Annotated in this window: 15 protein-coding genes; 8 read left to right on the top strand and 7 right to left on the bottom strand. The window is 71.0% G+C overall.

The features are described 5' to 3' along the window. The first annotated feature begins 53 nt into the window (after positions 1-53). Together CRM89_RS03995 and CRM89_RS03990 are read left to right on the top strand one after the other, a co-directional pair. Complete coding sequence (locus CRM89_RS03995; protein WP_086839038.1) at positions 54-1,409, top strand: cytochrome P450; 1,356 nt, start codon at positions 54-56, stop codon at positions 1,407-1,409. Then, positions 1,406-2,023: a TetR/AcrR family transcriptional regulator gene (locus CRM89_RS03990; RefSeq protein WP_098083258.1), complete on the top strand. Its 618-nt coding sequence runs from the start codon at positions 1,406-1,408 to the stop codon at positions 2,021-2,023. Before CRM89_RS03995 ends, CRM89_RS03990 begins: the two co-directional genes overlap by 4 nt. 11 nt (positions 2,024-2,034) lie before the next feature. Here CRM89_RS03990 and CRM89_RS03985 read toward each other — a convergent pair whose 3' ends face one another. Further along, on the bottom strand, positions 2,035-3,276 hold the full coding sequence (locus CRM89_RS03985; protein WP_098083257.1) for an oxygenase MpaB family protein: 1,242 nt from the start codon (positions 3,274-3,276) through the stop codon (positions 2,035-2,037). Between the two features lie 465 nt (positions 3,277-3,741). Continuing rightward, on the bottom strand, positions 3,742-3,981 hold the full coding sequence (locus tag CRM89_RS03980) for a hypothetical protein (RefSeq protein WP_098083256.1): 240 nt from the start codon (positions 3,979-3,981) through the stop codon (positions 3,742-3,744). Positions 3,982-4,213: 232 nt separating this feature from the next. Here CRM89_RS03980 and CRM89_RS03975 point away from each other — a divergent pair, with 232 nt between their 5' ends. Further along, positions 4,214-4,957 carry an MBL fold metallo-hydrolase gene (locus CRM89_RS03975; protein WP_098083255.1) on the top strand — a complete coding sequence of 248 codons (744 nt, stop codon included), beginning with the start codon at positions 4,214-4,216 and terminating at the stop codon, positions 4,955-4,957. A gap of 12 nt (positions 4,958-4,969) precedes the next feature. On the opposite strand, the gene CRM89_RS03970 is transcribed toward CRM89_RS03975, so the two are convergent. Then, on the bottom strand, positions 4,970-5,770 hold the full coding sequence (locus CRM89_RS03970) for a hypothetical protein (protein WP_098083254.1): 801 nt from the start codon (positions 5,768-5,770) through the stop codon (positions 4,970-4,972). A gap of 227 nt (positions 5,771-5,997) precedes the next feature. Here CRM89_RS03970 and CRM89_RS03965 point away from each other — a divergent pair, with 227 nt between their 5' ends. The 5 genes from CRM89_RS03965 (at position 5,998) to CRM89_RS03945 (ending at position 10,752) form a co-directional block, all read left to right on the top strand. Further along, positions 5,998-7,365, top strand: a complete 1,368-nt coding sequence (locus CRM89_RS03965) for a DoxX family protein (protein ID WP_098083253.1) — start codon at positions 5,998-6,000, stop codon at positions 7,363-7,365. Between the two features lie 200 nt (positions 7,366-7,565). Then, the gene (locus tag CRM89_RS03960) at positions 7,566-8,378 is read left to right on the top strand and encodes an ABC-2 family transporter protein (RefSeq protein ID WP_229434977.1); all 813 of its coding nucleotides are present in this window, start codon (positions 7,566-7,568) and stop codon (positions 8,376-8,378) included. Then, complete coding sequence (locus tag CRM89_RS03955) at positions 8,371-9,183, top strand: ABC transporter permease (protein ID WP_060592052.1); 813 nt, start codon at positions 8,371-8,373, stop codon at positions 9,181-9,183. The genes CRM89_RS03960 and CRM89_RS03955 overlap by 8 nt, the downstream gene beginning before the upstream one ends. Next, entirely contained in the window at positions 9,180-10,157 is a 978-nt protein-coding gene (locus tag CRM89_RS03950; RefSeq protein ID WP_098083252.1) for an ATP-binding cassette domain-containing protein, read from the top strand. Before CRM89_RS03955 ends, CRM89_RS03950 begins: the two co-directional genes overlap by 4 nt. A gap of 178 nt (positions 10,158-10,335) precedes the next feature. Beyond that, positions 10,336-10,752, top strand: coding sequence for a DUF4189 domain-containing protein (locus CRM89_RS03945; protein ID WP_011208698.1), 417 nt, complete (start codon positions 10,336-10,338; stop codon positions 10,750-10,752). A gap of 61 nt (positions 10,753-10,813) precedes the next feature. On the opposite strand, the gene paaK is transcribed toward CRM89_RS03945, so the two are convergent. From paaK to paaC, 4 genes are read right to left on the bottom strand one after another with little or no spacing between them, the layout of a single operon-like run. Further along, positions 10,814-12,124, bottom strand: a complete 1,311-nt coding sequence (gene paaK / locus CRM89_RS03940) for a phenylacetate--CoA ligase PaaK (RefSeq protein WP_011208697.1) — start codon at positions 12,122-12,124, stop codon at positions 10,814-10,816. Positions 12,125-12,148: 24 nt separating this feature from the next. Continuing rightward, positions 12,149-13,246: a 1,2-phenylacetyl-CoA epoxidase subunit PaaE gene (gene paaE / locus CRM89_RS03935; protein WP_098083251.1), complete on the bottom strand. Its 1,098-nt coding sequence runs from the start codon at positions 13,244-13,246 to the stop codon at positions 12,149-12,151. Position 13,247: 1 nt separating this feature from the next. Beyond that, positions 13,248-13,751 carry a 1,2-phenylacetyl-CoA epoxidase subunit PaaD gene (paaD, locus tag CRM89_RS03930; RefSeq protein WP_060593400.1) on the bottom strand — a complete coding sequence of 168 codons (504 nt, stop codon included), beginning with the start codon at positions 13,749-13,751 and terminating at the stop codon, positions 13,248-13,250. Further along, positions 13,748-14,665, bottom strand: a complete 918-nt coding sequence (paaC, locus tag CRM89_RS03925; protein ID WP_011208694.1) for a 1,2-phenylacetyl-CoA epoxidase subunit PaaC — start codon at positions 14,663-14,665, stop codon at positions 13,748-13,750. The genes paaD and paaC overlap by 4 nt, the downstream gene beginning before the upstream one ends. Positions 14,666-14,672: the final 7 nt, after the last annotated feature.

The following is a 14,672-nucleotide window of genomic DNA, read 5'->3' as shown; positions in this document are numbered from 1 at the left end:
CGTCGGCGTACCGTGAGTTCGGTACACCGACGTACCACCGGAGGAGGTTGGCCATGACCGCGGTGACACTGCCCGCCGGGCCCTCGACCCCCGCCCTGATCCAGGGCGTGGCTTTCGCCGCGAGCGGCACCCGCTCCTGGCACCGCCTGCACCGCCGATACGGCTCGGCGTTCACCGCCTCGCTGCCCCGGTTCGGCCGGGTCGTGGTGCTCTCCGATCCGGCCGAGGTCAAGGCGCTGTTCACCGCGGGCCCGGAGCTGGTCGACAACATCGACGTCAACCTCGGCCAATTCCTCGGACCCGGTTCGATGTTCTCGCTCAACGGCGAACACCACCGCCGACACCGCAAACTGCTCACCCCGCCGTTCCACGGCAAGCGACTCACGGTGTACGAGACCATGATCGAGGAGGCGACCCGCGCCGAGGCGGCGTCCTGGCCGCAGGGGCGGGAGTTCCCCACGATGGATTCGTGGATGCGCATCACCCTCGATGTGATCCTGCGCGCGGTGTTCGGCGCCCAGGGGAACGAAGCCGACCAGCTGCGTGACCTGTTGCCCCGCATGGTGGTACTCGCGTCGTCGCTGGCCATGCTGCCGGTGCCGGGCCCGCTGCTCGGCCGTGTCGGCCCCTGGGCTCGCTACGCCGCCCACCGCCGTCGCTACGACGAGATCGTCGGGCGGCTCATCGACCACGCCGCCGCCGACCCGCACCTCGACGAGCGCGACGATGTGCTCGCGATGATGGTGCAGGCCCGCTACGACGACGGCGCGGCCATGACCCGCGGCGAGATCGCCGACGAACTGCTGACCCTGCTGGCGGCCGGCCACGAGACCACCGCGACCACCCTGGCGTGGACGATCGAACGGCTGCGCAGGCATCCGGAGTTGTTGCGCCGCTTGGTCGCCGAGGCCGACGAGGGCGGTCACGAGCTGCGCGAGGCCACGCTGCTCGAGGTGCAGCGGACCCGGCCGGTGATCGAGCTGACCGCGCGCACGGTGCGCGCGGAGACGCTGCCGCTGGGCCGGTGGACCCTGCCGAAGGGCCAGCGCGTGCTCGTCAGCATCCGGCTGATGCACGACAACGAGGAGCTGTTCCCGAACGCGCGGGCGTTCGACCCGGACCGGTTCCTCGGCGTGCGCCCCGGCACCTACCGGTGGATTCCGTTCGGCGGCGGTGCCCGGCGCTGCATCGGCGCGGCGTTCGCCACCATGGAGATGAATGTCGTGCTCCGCACGCTGCTGCGGGAGTTCACCCTCGCCCCCACCGCGGCGCCGGCCGAGCGCAGGCACTTCCGCGGCGTCGCCGTCGCACCGGCGCGCAAGGGCCGCGCGGTCGTCTACCGCCGCGCCACCGCCCCGGCCCGGCGGACCGCCGCCGAGATCGGGGAGGCCACTATTCTGGGCCGGTGACCCGCACCGATTCCGCCACCGGGGCCGCGGTGCAGGCCGCCGCGGAGTCGGGATTCCGGCGGCGCCTGCTCGACGGCATGGCCGCGGCCGTGCGCGAACGCGGCTACCGCGACGCCACGGTCGCCGACGTGGTCCGGCACGCCCGCACGTCGCGGCGCACGTTCTACGAGCACTTCGCCGGGAAACAGGACTGCTTCATCGCCCTGCTCACCGAACGCAACGCCACGGTCATCGAGCAGATCGCGGCCGCCGTCGACACCGAGGCGCCGTGGCAGGTGCAGATCCGACAGGCGGTCGAAGCGTGGATCGGGGCCTCCCAGATCGATCCGACGATCACGCTCGCCTGGATCCGCGAGACGCCCGCGCTCGGCGAAAGCGCCCAGCGCCTGCACCGCGAGACCGCCAACGCCTTCATCGCGCTGATCCAGAGCCTCACCGGCTCCGCCGGTTTCGCGGCCGCGGGCCTGCGTCCGCCCTCCCGCCGGCTGGCGACCATTCTCTACGGCGGCTTCCGCGAACTGATCGCGACCACCGTCGAAGACGGCGGCGACATCGACGACATTGTCGAGGTCGCCGTCGCGGCGGCCGTCGCCCTGCTCGGGCCGCACGAGTGATCCGACCTCGCTCAGCGATGCGGTTTGGTCATGTCCCGGTTCATCATCGGCAGCTCGATACTGATCGGCATCCGCAGCTCGGCCAGGTAGATCAACGCCGCCTGCCGCAGGAACTCGTCGAAGAGCCAGTACACGTCGGCGGCCGGCGGCGCCACGGTGAGCAGCCCTTCGCGGACGGCGATGAACGGTCCCCAGCTCATGCGCAGCAGCGGATCCCAGACCGGCTCGCGCGGGATCCGCAGTTCGTCGGCGATCCTGTCGCCCAACAGGAACCGGGTGAACGAGCCGAGCACGCCCCTGCTGAGAATGGCGAGATCGAGATTGCCGCCCAGACCCAGCAATCGGTCGGCCAGCGCGGCGCCCTCCGGCGTCGCCGCGATGATCGGGTCGAGCACCTGCGCGGCCTGCGAATCGGCCTCGGGCCACGAGTTGGGGATGTACTCGTCGCGGATGCCGAGCATGTGCGCGGCCACCTGCCAGGTGTGCAGGAACGCCTCGGACTCGTGTGCCGGGATGGGCACCTTCCAGGCGGTCAGGTGCTTCATGACGGTGGTCGGGAGACTGTGCCAGGTGACCATCATGTCGTTCTGACTGATCGGGATCTGCTCCTGCGCCGAACTCACCCAGTGCGGTGACTGCGGCAGCAGATGGCGCACCGCGGCGTGCACCAAGCGAGTCTTGACGCAGGTCACCACCATCTCGCCGTCCGGAGCGTAGGCGTTGTGCGTGCCGATGTCGTAGCCGAGCTTGGCGGTCTTGGCGATGCGGTCCTTGAGGTCGTGGCCGCCCTTGGAGTAGTAGACCGCGCGGGCCTCCTTCGGGATGACCGTGCTCATCATGCCGCTGGCCAGGCCGTAGAGCACACCCAGATACAGGCCGCGTTTCTTGTTGAACTCGACGGCGGTGGCCAGCTTGCCCGGGTCGGCCCAGGGCGGCAGCTGCCGCGCGTACTCCATGAACTCGCGCAGGTCGGCGGGCAGTCCGTCGGGCAGCGGCTGGCCGTTTCTGGTCCACGTCCGCAGCAGCTCGTTGACCCGGGGTACGTCGCCCCGGTCGATGATCGAGGCGACCAGTTCGTCCGCCTCGGGGTCCCACACCCCCATCGGGTCGGCCCCGTCGCCGCTGCCTGCCACCGACCCCTGCGGTGACCAGGTCCACGGCTCCGCGCGCGCCGGCGTGACCATCGCGAGCGCGCCGAACGCGCCCAATGCCCCGCCGGTCTTCAGCGCGGTACGCCTGCTGAGTCCATCCATGTCGTCAACTCCTCGTCGAGCCCGAACACCACCGACGGCGCGAGGCGGGTTCGTAGACCCGGCGCGCCGATCAAGCGACCAGAACAGTCATTAACTTAGCAAGGGAATCGGCATTTTGTCCCGGCTTTGCGAATTCCGTATCGCGCAGGACGTCACGGGGACTAGAGGGGCATGGGACGAAGCGGATTATTGCCGTTGACCAGCATGATCGATTGCGATTCCACACGGGTGAGCCCGGTGCGCAACCCAGGGGAAAGCCATCGGCGAGTGCGGCGACGCTGTGTGATCACACAATCGAACGGACCGTAACCAAACGTCACTTGACGCGGCACGCCCGCAACTGCCACCTCCGAGCACGTGGCCCACCCGCGCTTCGTCTTCTCCCCGGGTGGTCATGACGCACCGGCACGACAAAGGCGGTAGGGGCGCATCACGCCACCTACCGCCCGGGAACCGCGCGCGGCGTCAGGTATCGGAATTCGCCAGCCGCTGGGCCAGCATCTCCTTGCCGAGCCGGCCGCCCTTGCGGCTCTCGGTCTGCGCCCTGCGGAAGAAGTCCGCGAGGTCGGCATCCCCGTCGCGCTCCGCGTCGCTGATGTAGGTCTCCAAGCGCAGTGCGTTCTCGAGCGACGCCTGGACGAACCAGATCAGGTTGTAGTCCTTGTCGCGGGTACCGGTGACCTCGCCGGTCTCGTCGTTGCTCATCGCTGCCTCTCTCCTCGGTGTTCGGCCTCCGCTCCCGCCGTTCCCGGGCACACCCGAGGCAAACCCCGCCGACGGCCGCGGTTGCGCGCCACCGGGCCTGCGGTTTCGGCGCTTCCGCCGGGGTATTCCGCCCACGTCGATGTCCGGCCGCCGTGCAGCCCGGCCGTCGGCAGGCCGTTGCCCGCCCACAGCGGGCGGGCAGCGGCGACCACTTCCGACGCCGAGGAGAGGCATGCTCACACCGAACGTGGCCGACGGCGTCCACCTGCCGGCCCACGCGGCGGTGAACGTCTACCTGGTCGAGGACGAGGACGGCGTCACCCTCGTCGACACCGGCCTGCCCGCGACGTACCCGCGCATCCGCCGTGCCCTGCGCGCCATCGGCCGCGACACCCGCGACGTCCGCGCGGTCGTGCTCACCCACGCCCACTTCGACCACGTCGGCTCGGCCCGCCGGATCCATCGCGACTGGCAACTGCCGATCCGCACCCACACCGCCGAGCGGTTCCTGGCCGCGCATCCCTACCGCTACCGTCACGAACGCGCCCGGCTGCGCTATCCCCTGCGGTACCCGAAATCCGTGCTCGTGCTGGCCCGGATGGCCGCCGCGGGCGCGTTGTTCGTCCGCGGCACCCCGGAGGTGACCTGCTTCGACGACGGCGCCGAACTCGACGTGCCGGGACGTCCGCGCGTCGTCTTCACCCCCGGCCACACCCTGGGGCATTGCGCGCTGCACCTGCCCGGCCGCGACACCGTGCTCAGCGGCGACGCGCTGGTCACCCTCGACCCCTACACCGGTGCCACCGGCCCGCAGATCGTCTCCGGCGCCGCGACCGCCGACAGCACCCAGGCACTGAGTTCACTCACCGCGCTCGCCGCGACCGGCGCCCGCACCGTGCTGCCCGGGCACGGCGCACCGTGGTTCGACGGCGTCGCCGCGGCCGCCGAACTCGCGCTGCGCGCCGGCCCGTCCTGACCCGCCGGCGTCTCAGCCCGCCGCTGCTTGCGGCGGCTGCGATGCATCCGGAGCCGGGCCGAGTGCCCGCGGCGGCGCCGTCAGGGCCTGGGTCGCGCCCAGACCCGCACCGATCCCGGCGCCGATCACGGCCAGCGGCACCGTCATCAGCGCCGCACCGTAGGCCGCGCCCACCGGCGCCGCGGCCAGGCCGATCGGAGCGAACGGCAACCCGATGGCCAGGCCGAGCGCGCCGCCCGCGCCCGCGCCGATGACGGCGAAGGGGCTCGCCACCACCGCGCCCGCGGCCGCGCCGACCGCCGCGGCGCCGATCGTCTGGCTCGCCACCCGGTCGGAGCGGGTGCGCTCCATGCCGACGGAGTCGAGGAAGGTGGCCAGCTCGGCCTCCTTGGTCGCGGCGGCGTCGTTGATCTGGATGGCCTGCTCGCGGGGCAGCCACTCGGGCGATTCGACCTGGACGTCGCCGAAACGCAGCACACCCGGCGGCGGCGCGATCGGCGGCACCGGCGCGACCGGGACCGGCGGGTGCAGGGCCTCGACCGGCGAGAGGTAGTCCGGGCTCGGCACCGGCCGCGCCCATTGCAGGGAGGTCAGCGTGTCGTCCGGGATGCGGATGCCGTGATAGGGGCGGACATTCGGCGCCTCGGCCGACGGCCAGGTGGCGGTCTCGGCGGGCGGCTCGGGCGCGGCGGCGGCCACCCCGTTGCCCGCGAGCGTCAGCACGACCGGCGCCGCCCCCGCCACGACCATGACACCGACCCGTTGCCGGGAAGCACTCGCCGCCCTGTGCTTGCCCGTACCGCGCTTGCCCATACCGATCGATCACCTTTCGTCCGCCGAGAGCTCCTGTCTTCTCACGTTCGAACCCGCGGGGCGCCGCGGATGGGTCGAGGGTGGGGCGGACACGACCATGACCGCGGGTGCCCGCACGTACGCCCCCGGGGTGACCGTGAAATCGGGGTTTCCCTGGATGCCCCGGGACGCGTGCGCCGAATACGGTCGGGCGGACAGGGTTTGTCGAGTGGGAGTGAGGTGGGCGTGTGAGTACCGTCGACGCGGCGACGAGATCCGATCGTCAGGCGGCCGAACCACCCGCCGGCCAGACGGTGCAGGCCCGCTGGAACCCACTCACCCGCATCGTCTTCCGCTTCTGCTTCGTCTACTTCGGCCTGTTCTGCCTGCTGTTCGCGCAGATCGTGTTCGCCTTCCTCGGCTATGTCGTCACGCTGTTGCCCGACGACGCGATGCTGTGGCAGATGCGCACCATCACGCCGGTCGTGGAATGGCTCGGCCGCACCGTGTTCGACACCGAGGTGGTGCTGCGCACCGACTCCGGCAGCGGCGATCAGGCGTTCATCTGGACGCTGGTGTTCGGCATCCTGGTCGTGTCGGTACTGGCGACGCTGGTGTGGACGGTGCTGGACCGGCGCCGCACCGAATACCGCGTCCTCGCGGGCTGGTTCCTGATCTTCCTGCGCCTGTGCCTGGCCGGCCAGATGCTGTTCTACGGCGTGGCCAAGCTGATTCCCAGCCAGATGCCCGAGCCCGCGTTGCAGGCGCTGCTGCAACCCTTCGGCGAGTTCAGCCTGACCTCGGTGCTGTGGTTGCAGGTCGGCAGCTCCCCCGCCTACGAGATCCTGCTCGGCGCGGCCGAGGTGCTCGGCGGCGTGCTGCTGTTCCTGCCGCGCACCGCCCTGCTCGGCGCGCTGCTGAGCCTGGTCGCGATGGCGCAGGTGTGGGTGTTGAACATGACCTTCGACGTACCGGTGAAGATCCTGTCGTTCCACCTGCTGTTGCTGGCGGTGGTGCTGCTGGCGCCCGAGGCGCGGCGGCTGCTCGACGCGCTGGTCCTCGACCGTCCCACCGGCCCGTCCACCTACCCGCAGCCGTTCCGCACCCCGCGCTCGCGCCGGATCGCCGCCACCGCCCAGGCCGCCCTCGGCGTGTGGATGACCGCGGGCCTGCTCTACATGGGCGTCGACTCGTGGTATGAATTCGGCGGCGGCAAAGCGAAACCCGAGCTGTACGGCATCTGGGAGGTCACCGAATTCACCGTCGACGGCACCCCGGCGCCGCCGCTGACCACCGACGAGAACCGTTGGCAACGCCTGGTCGTCGAACACGAGGAGATGGTGACCTTGCAGCGCATGGACGGCACCCTCGTGCCCACCCTCGCCACCACCGCCGAGAACGCCCTCACCCTCACCGCCCCACCCACCGCCCCCGACGCCAGCCCGACCACCCTCGGCACCTTCACCCTCGACCGCCCCACCCCCGACCAGCTCCGCCTGGACGGACAATGGAACGGACACCCCGTCACCATCGCCCTCACCCAACGCGACCTGAACGAATTCCCCCTGCGGCAGCGGGAATTCCACTGGATCCAGGACTACCCGAACTTCCGCTGAGCGGCGACGTGCACGCTCACGCCCCGGTCGCGGTGGCCGACGGGCGGACCGTCCTGGAATTCCGGTTGTGCGGCGGCGGACACCGGCGACGCGTCCGCCTGTTCCAGGGCGCCGATCCGTGGGAGTGAATAATCGCTTGGACCTCCCCCACCCCGCCGGTAGGCTTCCTCCCTTGTGTCTGCGTGTGGGAGGGGTCGGTGGTGACGCTGCCCGGAGCTTTCGCGGTGTACGGGCGGCTGGTGGTGGCGGGGTTTCGCAGGCAGTGGCAGTACAAGTTGGCGATGTTCGCCGGGCTGTTCACCAACAGCGTGTTCGGGCTGGTGCGCGGGGCGGTGTTGGGGGCCGCGGTGGGGTCGGCGGGGGCGTTCGCCGGGTACGACGCGGGCAGTGTCGGCGCCTATGTGTGGATTTCGCAGGGGCTGCTCGGGGCGATCACGTTCATGAACGTCGACAGCGAACTGGCCGAGCGGGTGCGCACCGGCGACATCGCGATCGACTTCCTGCGGCCGGTGGACATCCAACTGGCCTATCTGGCCGAGGACCTCGGCCGGGCCGCCTGCACCCTGCTGCCGCGTGCGCTGCCGAGCGTGCTGCTGGGCATCGTCGTCTTCGACATCACCATGCCCACCACGCCCGGCTCCTACCTGCTCGGGGTGGTCAGTGTGCTGCTGGCGGTGGCGATCTCGTTCCTCGGGCTGTTCGCGGTGACGATGATCGGGTTCCGGGTGGTGGAGACGCGCGGTTTCCGCACGGTGTATCAGATCGTGGGCACGTTTCTCGCGGGCTTGTTCGTGCCGGTCCACCTGTTCCCGGAGTGGCTGCGCACGGTGGCGAACGCGACGCCGTTCCCCGCCATGCTGCAGGCACCGGTGGACGTGCTGTCGGGGCGGGTCGTCGGACTGGACGCGGTGCAGGTGGTGGGGACGCAGGTCTGCTGGGTCGTGGTCGTCGGCGGGATCGGGCGGGTGCTGCTCGCGGCGGGCAGGCGCAGGCTGGAGGTGCAGGGTGGGTGAGCTGCGGCGGCGGGCCGCGCCCTACCTGGCGGTCCTCGGCTCGCGGGTGCGGGCCCAGCGGTCCTACCGGCTCAGTTTCGCCGCGGACCTGTTCGGCGCGTTGCTGGTCGGGGTGGTCGAGTTCGCCGAGGTGTGGGTGATCTTCCACAACGTCGGCGTGCTGGGTGGGCTGGATCTGGACGCGGCCCTGCTGCTGTTCGGATTGAGCAACAGCGCGTTCGCGTTGGCCGAGGTGATGTTCGGGCATCTCGACCGGCTGCCGAGGCTGATCCGGATGGGCACGCTCGACGCCTATCACCTGCGCCCGCAACCGCTGCTGCTGCAGGTGATCACCGGCGACATCTCCCTGCGCCGCTTCGCCCGCGCCTCGGTAGCGCTGGTGGTGCTGGCGGTCGGGTTGGTACGCAACGACATCGACTGGTCCTTCGGCGCGGCCGCACTGCTCGTCGTCTCGCTGGTGAGCGGCATCGCGTTGTTCGCCGGACTGTTCGTGGCGGCGGCCGGCTGCCAGTTCCACCTCGTCGACGGCGCCGAACTCACCAACAGTTTCACCTACGGCGGTTCGTTCGCCGCGGCCCAGCCCGCCTCGGTGTTTCCGACACCGCTGAAGCTGGTCTTCGGGTTCGCGATCCCGGTGGCATTCACCGCCTACCTGCCGACCATCGCGGTGCTGGAGTTGCCCGGCCCCGCCCTGCTGCCGTCCTGGCTGGCCTGGCTGGCGCCGGTCGCGGCGCTCTGGGTGTGGGCGGTGGCGATGGGACTGTGGCGAACGGGCACCAGGCACTACCAAGGAGGCGGCGGATGAGCGCGGAGCCCATCATCGATGTCCACGAGCTGACCCGGCAATTCGTCGTGCGGCGGCGCACCGGGCGGAGATTCGCGCGCGAGCGGGAAATCCGGACGGCGGTCGACGCGATGAGTTTCCGGGTCGACCGCGGCGCCGCGGTCGGCTACATCGGTGCCAACGGTGCGGGCAAATCCACCACCATCAAAATGCTCGCCGGAATCCTGGTGCCCACCGCGGGCACGGTTCGCACGTGCGGGTTGGAGCCGGTGCGGCGCCGACGGGAACTGGCGAGCCGGATCGGCGTGGTGTTCGGGCAGCGCTCCCAGTTGTGGTGGGATCTGCCGCTGCGGGAATCGTTCTCGATTCTGGCGGCGATCCACCGGCTCGACCCCGACAGCGCACGCAAACGCACCGATGCGCTGGTGGAGCAGTTGGAGATGGCCGACACCCTCGACACCCCGGTGCGCCAGCTCTCGCTTGGCCAGCGGATGCGGGCCGAGGTGGCGGCGGCGCTGCTGCACGAGCCGGACCTGGTGATCCTCGACGAACCCACCATCGGCCTGGACGTGCTCTCCAAACAGCGGCTGCGGGAATTCCTGCGGGCCGAACGCGCCGAACGCGGCACCACGCTGTTGCTGACCACCCACGACATGGGCGATGTCGAGCGGTTGTGCGAGCGGGTGCTGGTCGCCGATCACGGCAGGCTGGTCTACGACGGCTCCCTGTCGGGCCTGGCGGCGACCGTGGGCGCGCGCCGGGTCCTGGTGGTCGACCTGATGGATCCGACCCCGGATCTCACCGGTCTGCCCGGCGCGACCCTGGTGTCGACGGAAGCGGGCGGACTGCGCCAGCGCCTGGCCTTCGACGCCGAACAGACCACCGCCGCGCATCTGCTGGCCGCGGTGTCCGCGCGCGCCGAGGTGCGCGATCTGTCGGTGGAGGAGCCCGAGATCGAGGACGTGGTCCGGCGCATCTACCGGTCCTCGCGCTGAATATCCTGCGCGCGGGCGGATTCGGTTCGGTCTGGTGCCCACCGAGAATTTCTGCGACGGCCGTACCGGAATTCGCCTGCCCCGAGAAGTCGCGGCACGAAGCGGATTTGGTGAATCGATCCCGATGGACCAGTATTCCCTCCGCAACACACATTTTTCACGTGGGGAGAATTTCTCGATGTTTCTGTCGGGCAGAACCGTTCTCGGGCTGATCGCAGGGTCGGCGATCACCGTGCTGGGTGCGGGCACCGCACTCGCGGCCGAGGACTACTACGGCTCGCTCGCTCTCGGGTTGGAACCGGGCGCCATCATCGTGGGCTCGGGCGTCAACTACCCGGACCAGGAGGGCGCCGACGTTCGTGCCCTGCAGGAATGCGGGGTGGACAACTGCTCGATCGTCGTGCAGTTCCGCAACGCGTGCGGCGCGGTGGCGGTGCGCGGCAACGAGGTCGCGTGGGCGGGCGGGTACACCCGGGTCGAGGCCGAGCAGTCGGCGCTGGCCGAGCTCGGTCCCGATCCCAGCCCGCTGCTGGTGAGCCTGGGCAGCGCGACGCCGGACCGCGCGCACATCCTGGCTTCGGAGTGCGCGGGCTGATCGAGGCCGGCGCGAAGGGCCGGAACCGGGTGACCGGTTCCGGCCCTGTCCGTGTCGGGGGTCAGCGGGGCCGATTGTCGATCAGCCGCCGCGCCTTGCCGATGGAGCGCTCCAGCGCGCCGGTGGGCAGCACCTCCACCTCCACCGAGACCCCGATCCGGTTCTTCACCACGTGCCGCAGGTCGCGCGCGGCCGCGGCCATCTGCTCACCCGTCACACCCGGCCGGGTCTCGACCCGCACGGTGAGCACATCCATCCTGGCGGGCCGGTCGAGCACGCACTGGAACTGTGGTGCGAGCACGGGCACGGTCAGGATGAGTTCCTCGATCTGCGTGGGGAACAGGTTGACCCCGCGCAGGATGATCATGTCGTCGCTGCGGCCGGTGATCTTCTGCATCCGGCGCATCGACCGGGCCGTGCCGGGCAGCAGCCGGGTCAGGTCCCGGGTGCGGTAGCGGATCACCGGCATCGCCTCCTTGGTCAGCGAGGTGAACACCAGCTCGCCCTCCTCCCCGTCGGGCAGCACCGCCCCGGTCTCGGGGTCGATGATCTCCGGGTAGAAGTGGTCCTCCCAGATGTGCAGGCCGTCCTTGGTCTCCGCGCACTCCATCGCCACGCCCGGCCCGATCACCTCCGACAGCCCGTAGATGTCGACGGCGTCGATGCCGAGCTGTTGCTCGAGCTCCACCCGCATGGTCTCGGTCCACGGTTCGGCGCCGAAGACGCCGACGCGCAGCGAGGTGGCGGCCGGGTCGACGCCCGCTGTGATCATCTCGTCGAGAATGGTCAGCATGTAGGAGGGGGTGACCATGATGGCGTCCGGCCGGAAGTCGGTGATCAGCTGCACCTGCCGCTGGGTCATCCCGCCGGACATCGGAATCACGGTGCAGCCCAGCCGTTCCGCGCCGTAGTGCGCGCCGAGACCGCCGGTGAACAACCCGTAGCCGTAGGCGATGTGCACCTTGTCGCCGGGGCGCACCCCGCCGGCGCGCAGGCTGCGCGCGATGAGGTCGGCCCAGTTGTCCAGGTCGCCCGCGGTGTAGCCGACGACGGTCGGCTGGCCGGTGGTGCCCGAGGAGGCGTGGATGCGCGAGACCTGTTCCTGCGGCACGGCGAACATCCCGAACGGGTAGTTGGCCCGCAGGTCCTGCTTGGTGGTGAAGGGGAACTTCGCCAGGTCGGCCAGGTCGGTGAGGTCCGACGGGTGCACGCCCGCGGCGTCGAAGGCCGCCCGGTAGTGCGGCACGTTGGCGTAGGCGTGCGCGAGCGACCATTTCAGTCGGTCGAGCTGGAGTGCCGAGATCTCGTCACGCGAGGCGAATTCGATCCGGTCGCCGAGGGTCTGCGGGGAGGCGGGGGCAACGCTGCTCATGATGACTCCGGAGGTGGTGCTGGGTCAGGCGTCGAAGTCGACGACGACCGAGTCGCTGACGGGATAGGTCTGGCAGGTGAGGACGAAACCGTCGGCCACTTCGGCGTCCTCGAGGGCGTAGTTGCGGCGCATGTCGGCCTCGCCGCCGGTGATCTTGGCGCGGCAGGTGCCGCAGACGCCGCCCTTGCAGGCGAACGGGAGATCGGAACGGATCTGCTCGGCGGCGTCGAGGATGCTGCGGTCGCGCGGCAGCAGGCCGGTGGTGCTGCGCCCGTCCAGGACGACGGTGACCGAACTGGTCGGGCCCTCGACGCCGGGTTCCCGGTGTTCGGCCTGGGGCGGGGGCGCGTCCCCGACGAAGAACAGTTCGAAGTGGACGCGCTCGGGCGCGACGCCGAACTCGGCCAGCACGGCGCGGGCGTCGGTGACCATGCCGAACGGCCCGCACAGCCAGGCGTGGTCGATGTCGCCGATCGGCACCACGGTGGACAGGATGGCGCGCAGCCGTTCGGCGTCGAGCCGCCCGGTGAACAGCTCGACGTCGCGGGGTTCACGGGAGAGCACGTGCACGACCTCGATGCGGTCGCCGTAGCGGTCCTTGAGGTCGGCGATCTCGTCGACGAACATCACCGACCGCACCCGGCGGTTGCCGTAGAGCAGCACGACCTCGCTGTCGGGGTGGGCCAGTACCGAGGCGGCGATGGACAGCATGGGCGTGATGCCCGAGCCCGCCGCGATCAGCAGGTGCCTGCCGCCGGCGTCGGGGTCGGCGGCGAAGGTGCCGCTCGGTCCCTGCACCTCGATCCGGTCGCCGGGCCGCAGCTGGTCGACCAGCCAGGTCGACACCGCTCCCCCGGCCACCCGCCGCACCCCGATCCGGGGCGGGGCGCCGACCGGTGCGCAGATCGAATAGGACCGGCGGTGCTCGACACCGTCGAGCACCCGGCGCACGGTCAGCGACTGACCGGGCCGGAAGGCGAACTCCTCGGCGAGGTCGGCGGGCACGTCCAGGGTCACCGCGACCGCGTCGTCGCACAGCCGCTCGACATCGGCGACGCGCAGGTCGTGGAAGGCCCGGTGCCGGGCCGGTCGCGTGCGCGCGGTCTGCACTGGTGCGCTCATCTCAGATTTCCTTCACATGTTCGAACGGCTCGCGGCACGCCCGGCATCGATACTGGGCCTTGCACAGTGTCGCGCCGAACTCGGCCACCACCTCGGTCTCCGCCGAGCCGCAGTGCGGGCAGGTCAGCGCGCGCGGCCGGGCGGTGAGGGTCAGCGGGACGGGGCCGCTCGCGCGCCGCGGCGCCGGGCCGGGCAGCGAGTAGCCGTGCTCGCGCAGTTTCCGCCTGCCCTCGGCGCTGATCCAGTCGCTGCTCCAGGCGGGTGCGAGCGCGGTGTGCAGGCGCACCTCGGGGTAGCCGTGGCGGCGCAGCGTGCGGGTGATGTCGGCGCGCATGGTCGCGATGGCCGGGCAGCCGGAGTAGGTGGGGGTGATGGTCACCGCGACGGTCCCGTCCGCGTCCACCTCGACAGCGCGCACGATGCCCAGATCGGCCAGGGTGAGCATCGGCAGCTCCGGGTCGGGCACCGAGTCGACCAGGCGGCGCGGGTCGACGGCCACGGTCACCACGTCCCCTCCGGGTGGGCGCGGGCCACGCACTGCATCTCGGTGAGCAGCGGCCCCAGCGCCTCGGTGTGCAGGCCCTGGCGACCCGCCCGGCCACCGACGGTGCCGACCGAGGTCGAGGGCGGCGCGGGCAGCTCGGCGGCGTGCAGCACCTGCGCCAGCACCCGGTCGAATTCGGCGCGCACCGCGCGCGGATCCACCGCGACACCGGCCTCGGCGAGCGCCAGTTCCTCGGCACTGGGCACGAACAGTTCGGCGACGAACGGCCACACGAACGCGAGCGCCTCGGTCATCCGCCGCCGCGACTCGGCCGTGCCGCAGCCGAGCGTCACCGTCCAGCGGGCGGCGTAGTCGCGGTGATAGGTCAGCTCTTTCACGCCCTTGTCCGCGACGGCGGCCAGCACCGGATCGCGGGAGTCGCGCAGCCGGTCGAACACCGCGAGCCGCCAGGTGGACAACACCAGCAACCGCACGACGGTGCGGGCGAAATCACCGTTGTCGACCTCCACCAGCCGCACGCACCGGAAGGCGTGATCGTCGCGGAAGAAGGCGAGCGCGTCCTCGGCGGGCACCGGGGAGGTCGCGGAGATGAACGGGACGACCGCGGGATCGGCGGCGCCTGCGCGGGCCAGCAGCAGCCGCGCCTGCCCGAGCAGGTCGAGGCCGATGTTGAGCAGGGCCACGTCTTCTTCGAGTTCGGGTGCGCGGGCGGCCCATTCGGAGAGCCGCTGGGCGGCGATCAGCGCGTCGTCGCCGAGCATCAGGCAGTAGGCGGCCAGGGCGGCGGTGTCGACGTCGGCGGGCACCGTGGTGTCCACCCCGGCCAGCGGGTCGTCGAAGCTGGTGCCGAAGGCCCACTGGCCGTCGCCGTCGCCGTCGAGGAGGCCGCTGAAAGCGGAGTCGTGATCGATCATCGCGGTG

It is taken from the genome of Nocardia sp. FDAARGOS_372 (assembly GCF_002554515.1).
Taxonomy (GTDB): Bacteria; Actinomycetota; Actinomycetes; order Mycobacteriales; family Mycobacteriaceae; genus Nocardia; species Nocardia farcinica.
Note: the sequence above shows the minus strand (reverse complement) of the source record. Positions and strands in the feature narration are given on the sequence as shown.

Excerpts from the sequence above, each read along its gene's own strand:
- CRM89_RS03995 (WP_086839038.1), top strand. The coding sequence starts at position 54 with ATGACCGCGGTGACACTGCCCGCCGGGCCCTCGACCCCCGCCCTGATC.
- CRM89_RS03985 (WP_098083257.1), bottom strand. The coding sequence starts at position 3,276 with ATGGATGGACTCAGCAGGCGTACCGCGCTGAAGACCGGCGGGGCATTG.
- CRM89_RS03980 (WP_098083256.1), bottom strand. The coding sequence starts at position 3,981 with ATGAGCAACGACGAGACCGGCGAGGTCACCGGTACCCGCGACAAGGAC.
- CRM89_RS03975 (WP_098083255.1), top strand. The coding sequence starts at position 4,214 with ATGCTCACACCGAACGTGGCCGACGGCGTCCACCTGCCGGCCCACGCG.
- CRM89_RS03970 (WP_098083254.1), bottom strand. The coding sequence starts at position 5,770 with ATGGGCAAGCGCGGTACGGGCAAGCACAGGGCGGCGAGTGCTTCCCGG.
- CRM89_RS03950 (WP_098083252.1), top strand. The coding sequence starts at position 9,180 with ATGAGCGCGGAGCCCATCATCGATGTCCACGAGCTGACCCGGCAATTC.
- CRM89_RS03945 (WP_011208698.1), top strand. The coding sequence starts at position 10,336 with ATGTTTCTGTCGGGCAGAACCGTTCTCGGGCTGATCGCAGGGTCGGCG.
- paaK (WP_011208697.1), bottom strand. The coding sequence starts at position 12,124 with ATGAGCAGCGTTGCCCCCGCCTCCCCGCAGACCCTCGGCGACCGGATC.
- paaE (WP_098083251.1), bottom strand. The coding sequence starts at position 13,246 with ATGAGCGCACCAGTGCAGACCGCGCGCACGCGACCGGCCCGGCACCGG.
- paaC (WP_011208694.1), bottom strand. The coding sequence starts at position 14,665 with ATGATCGATCACGACTCCGCTTTCAGCGGCCTCCTCGACGGCGACGGC.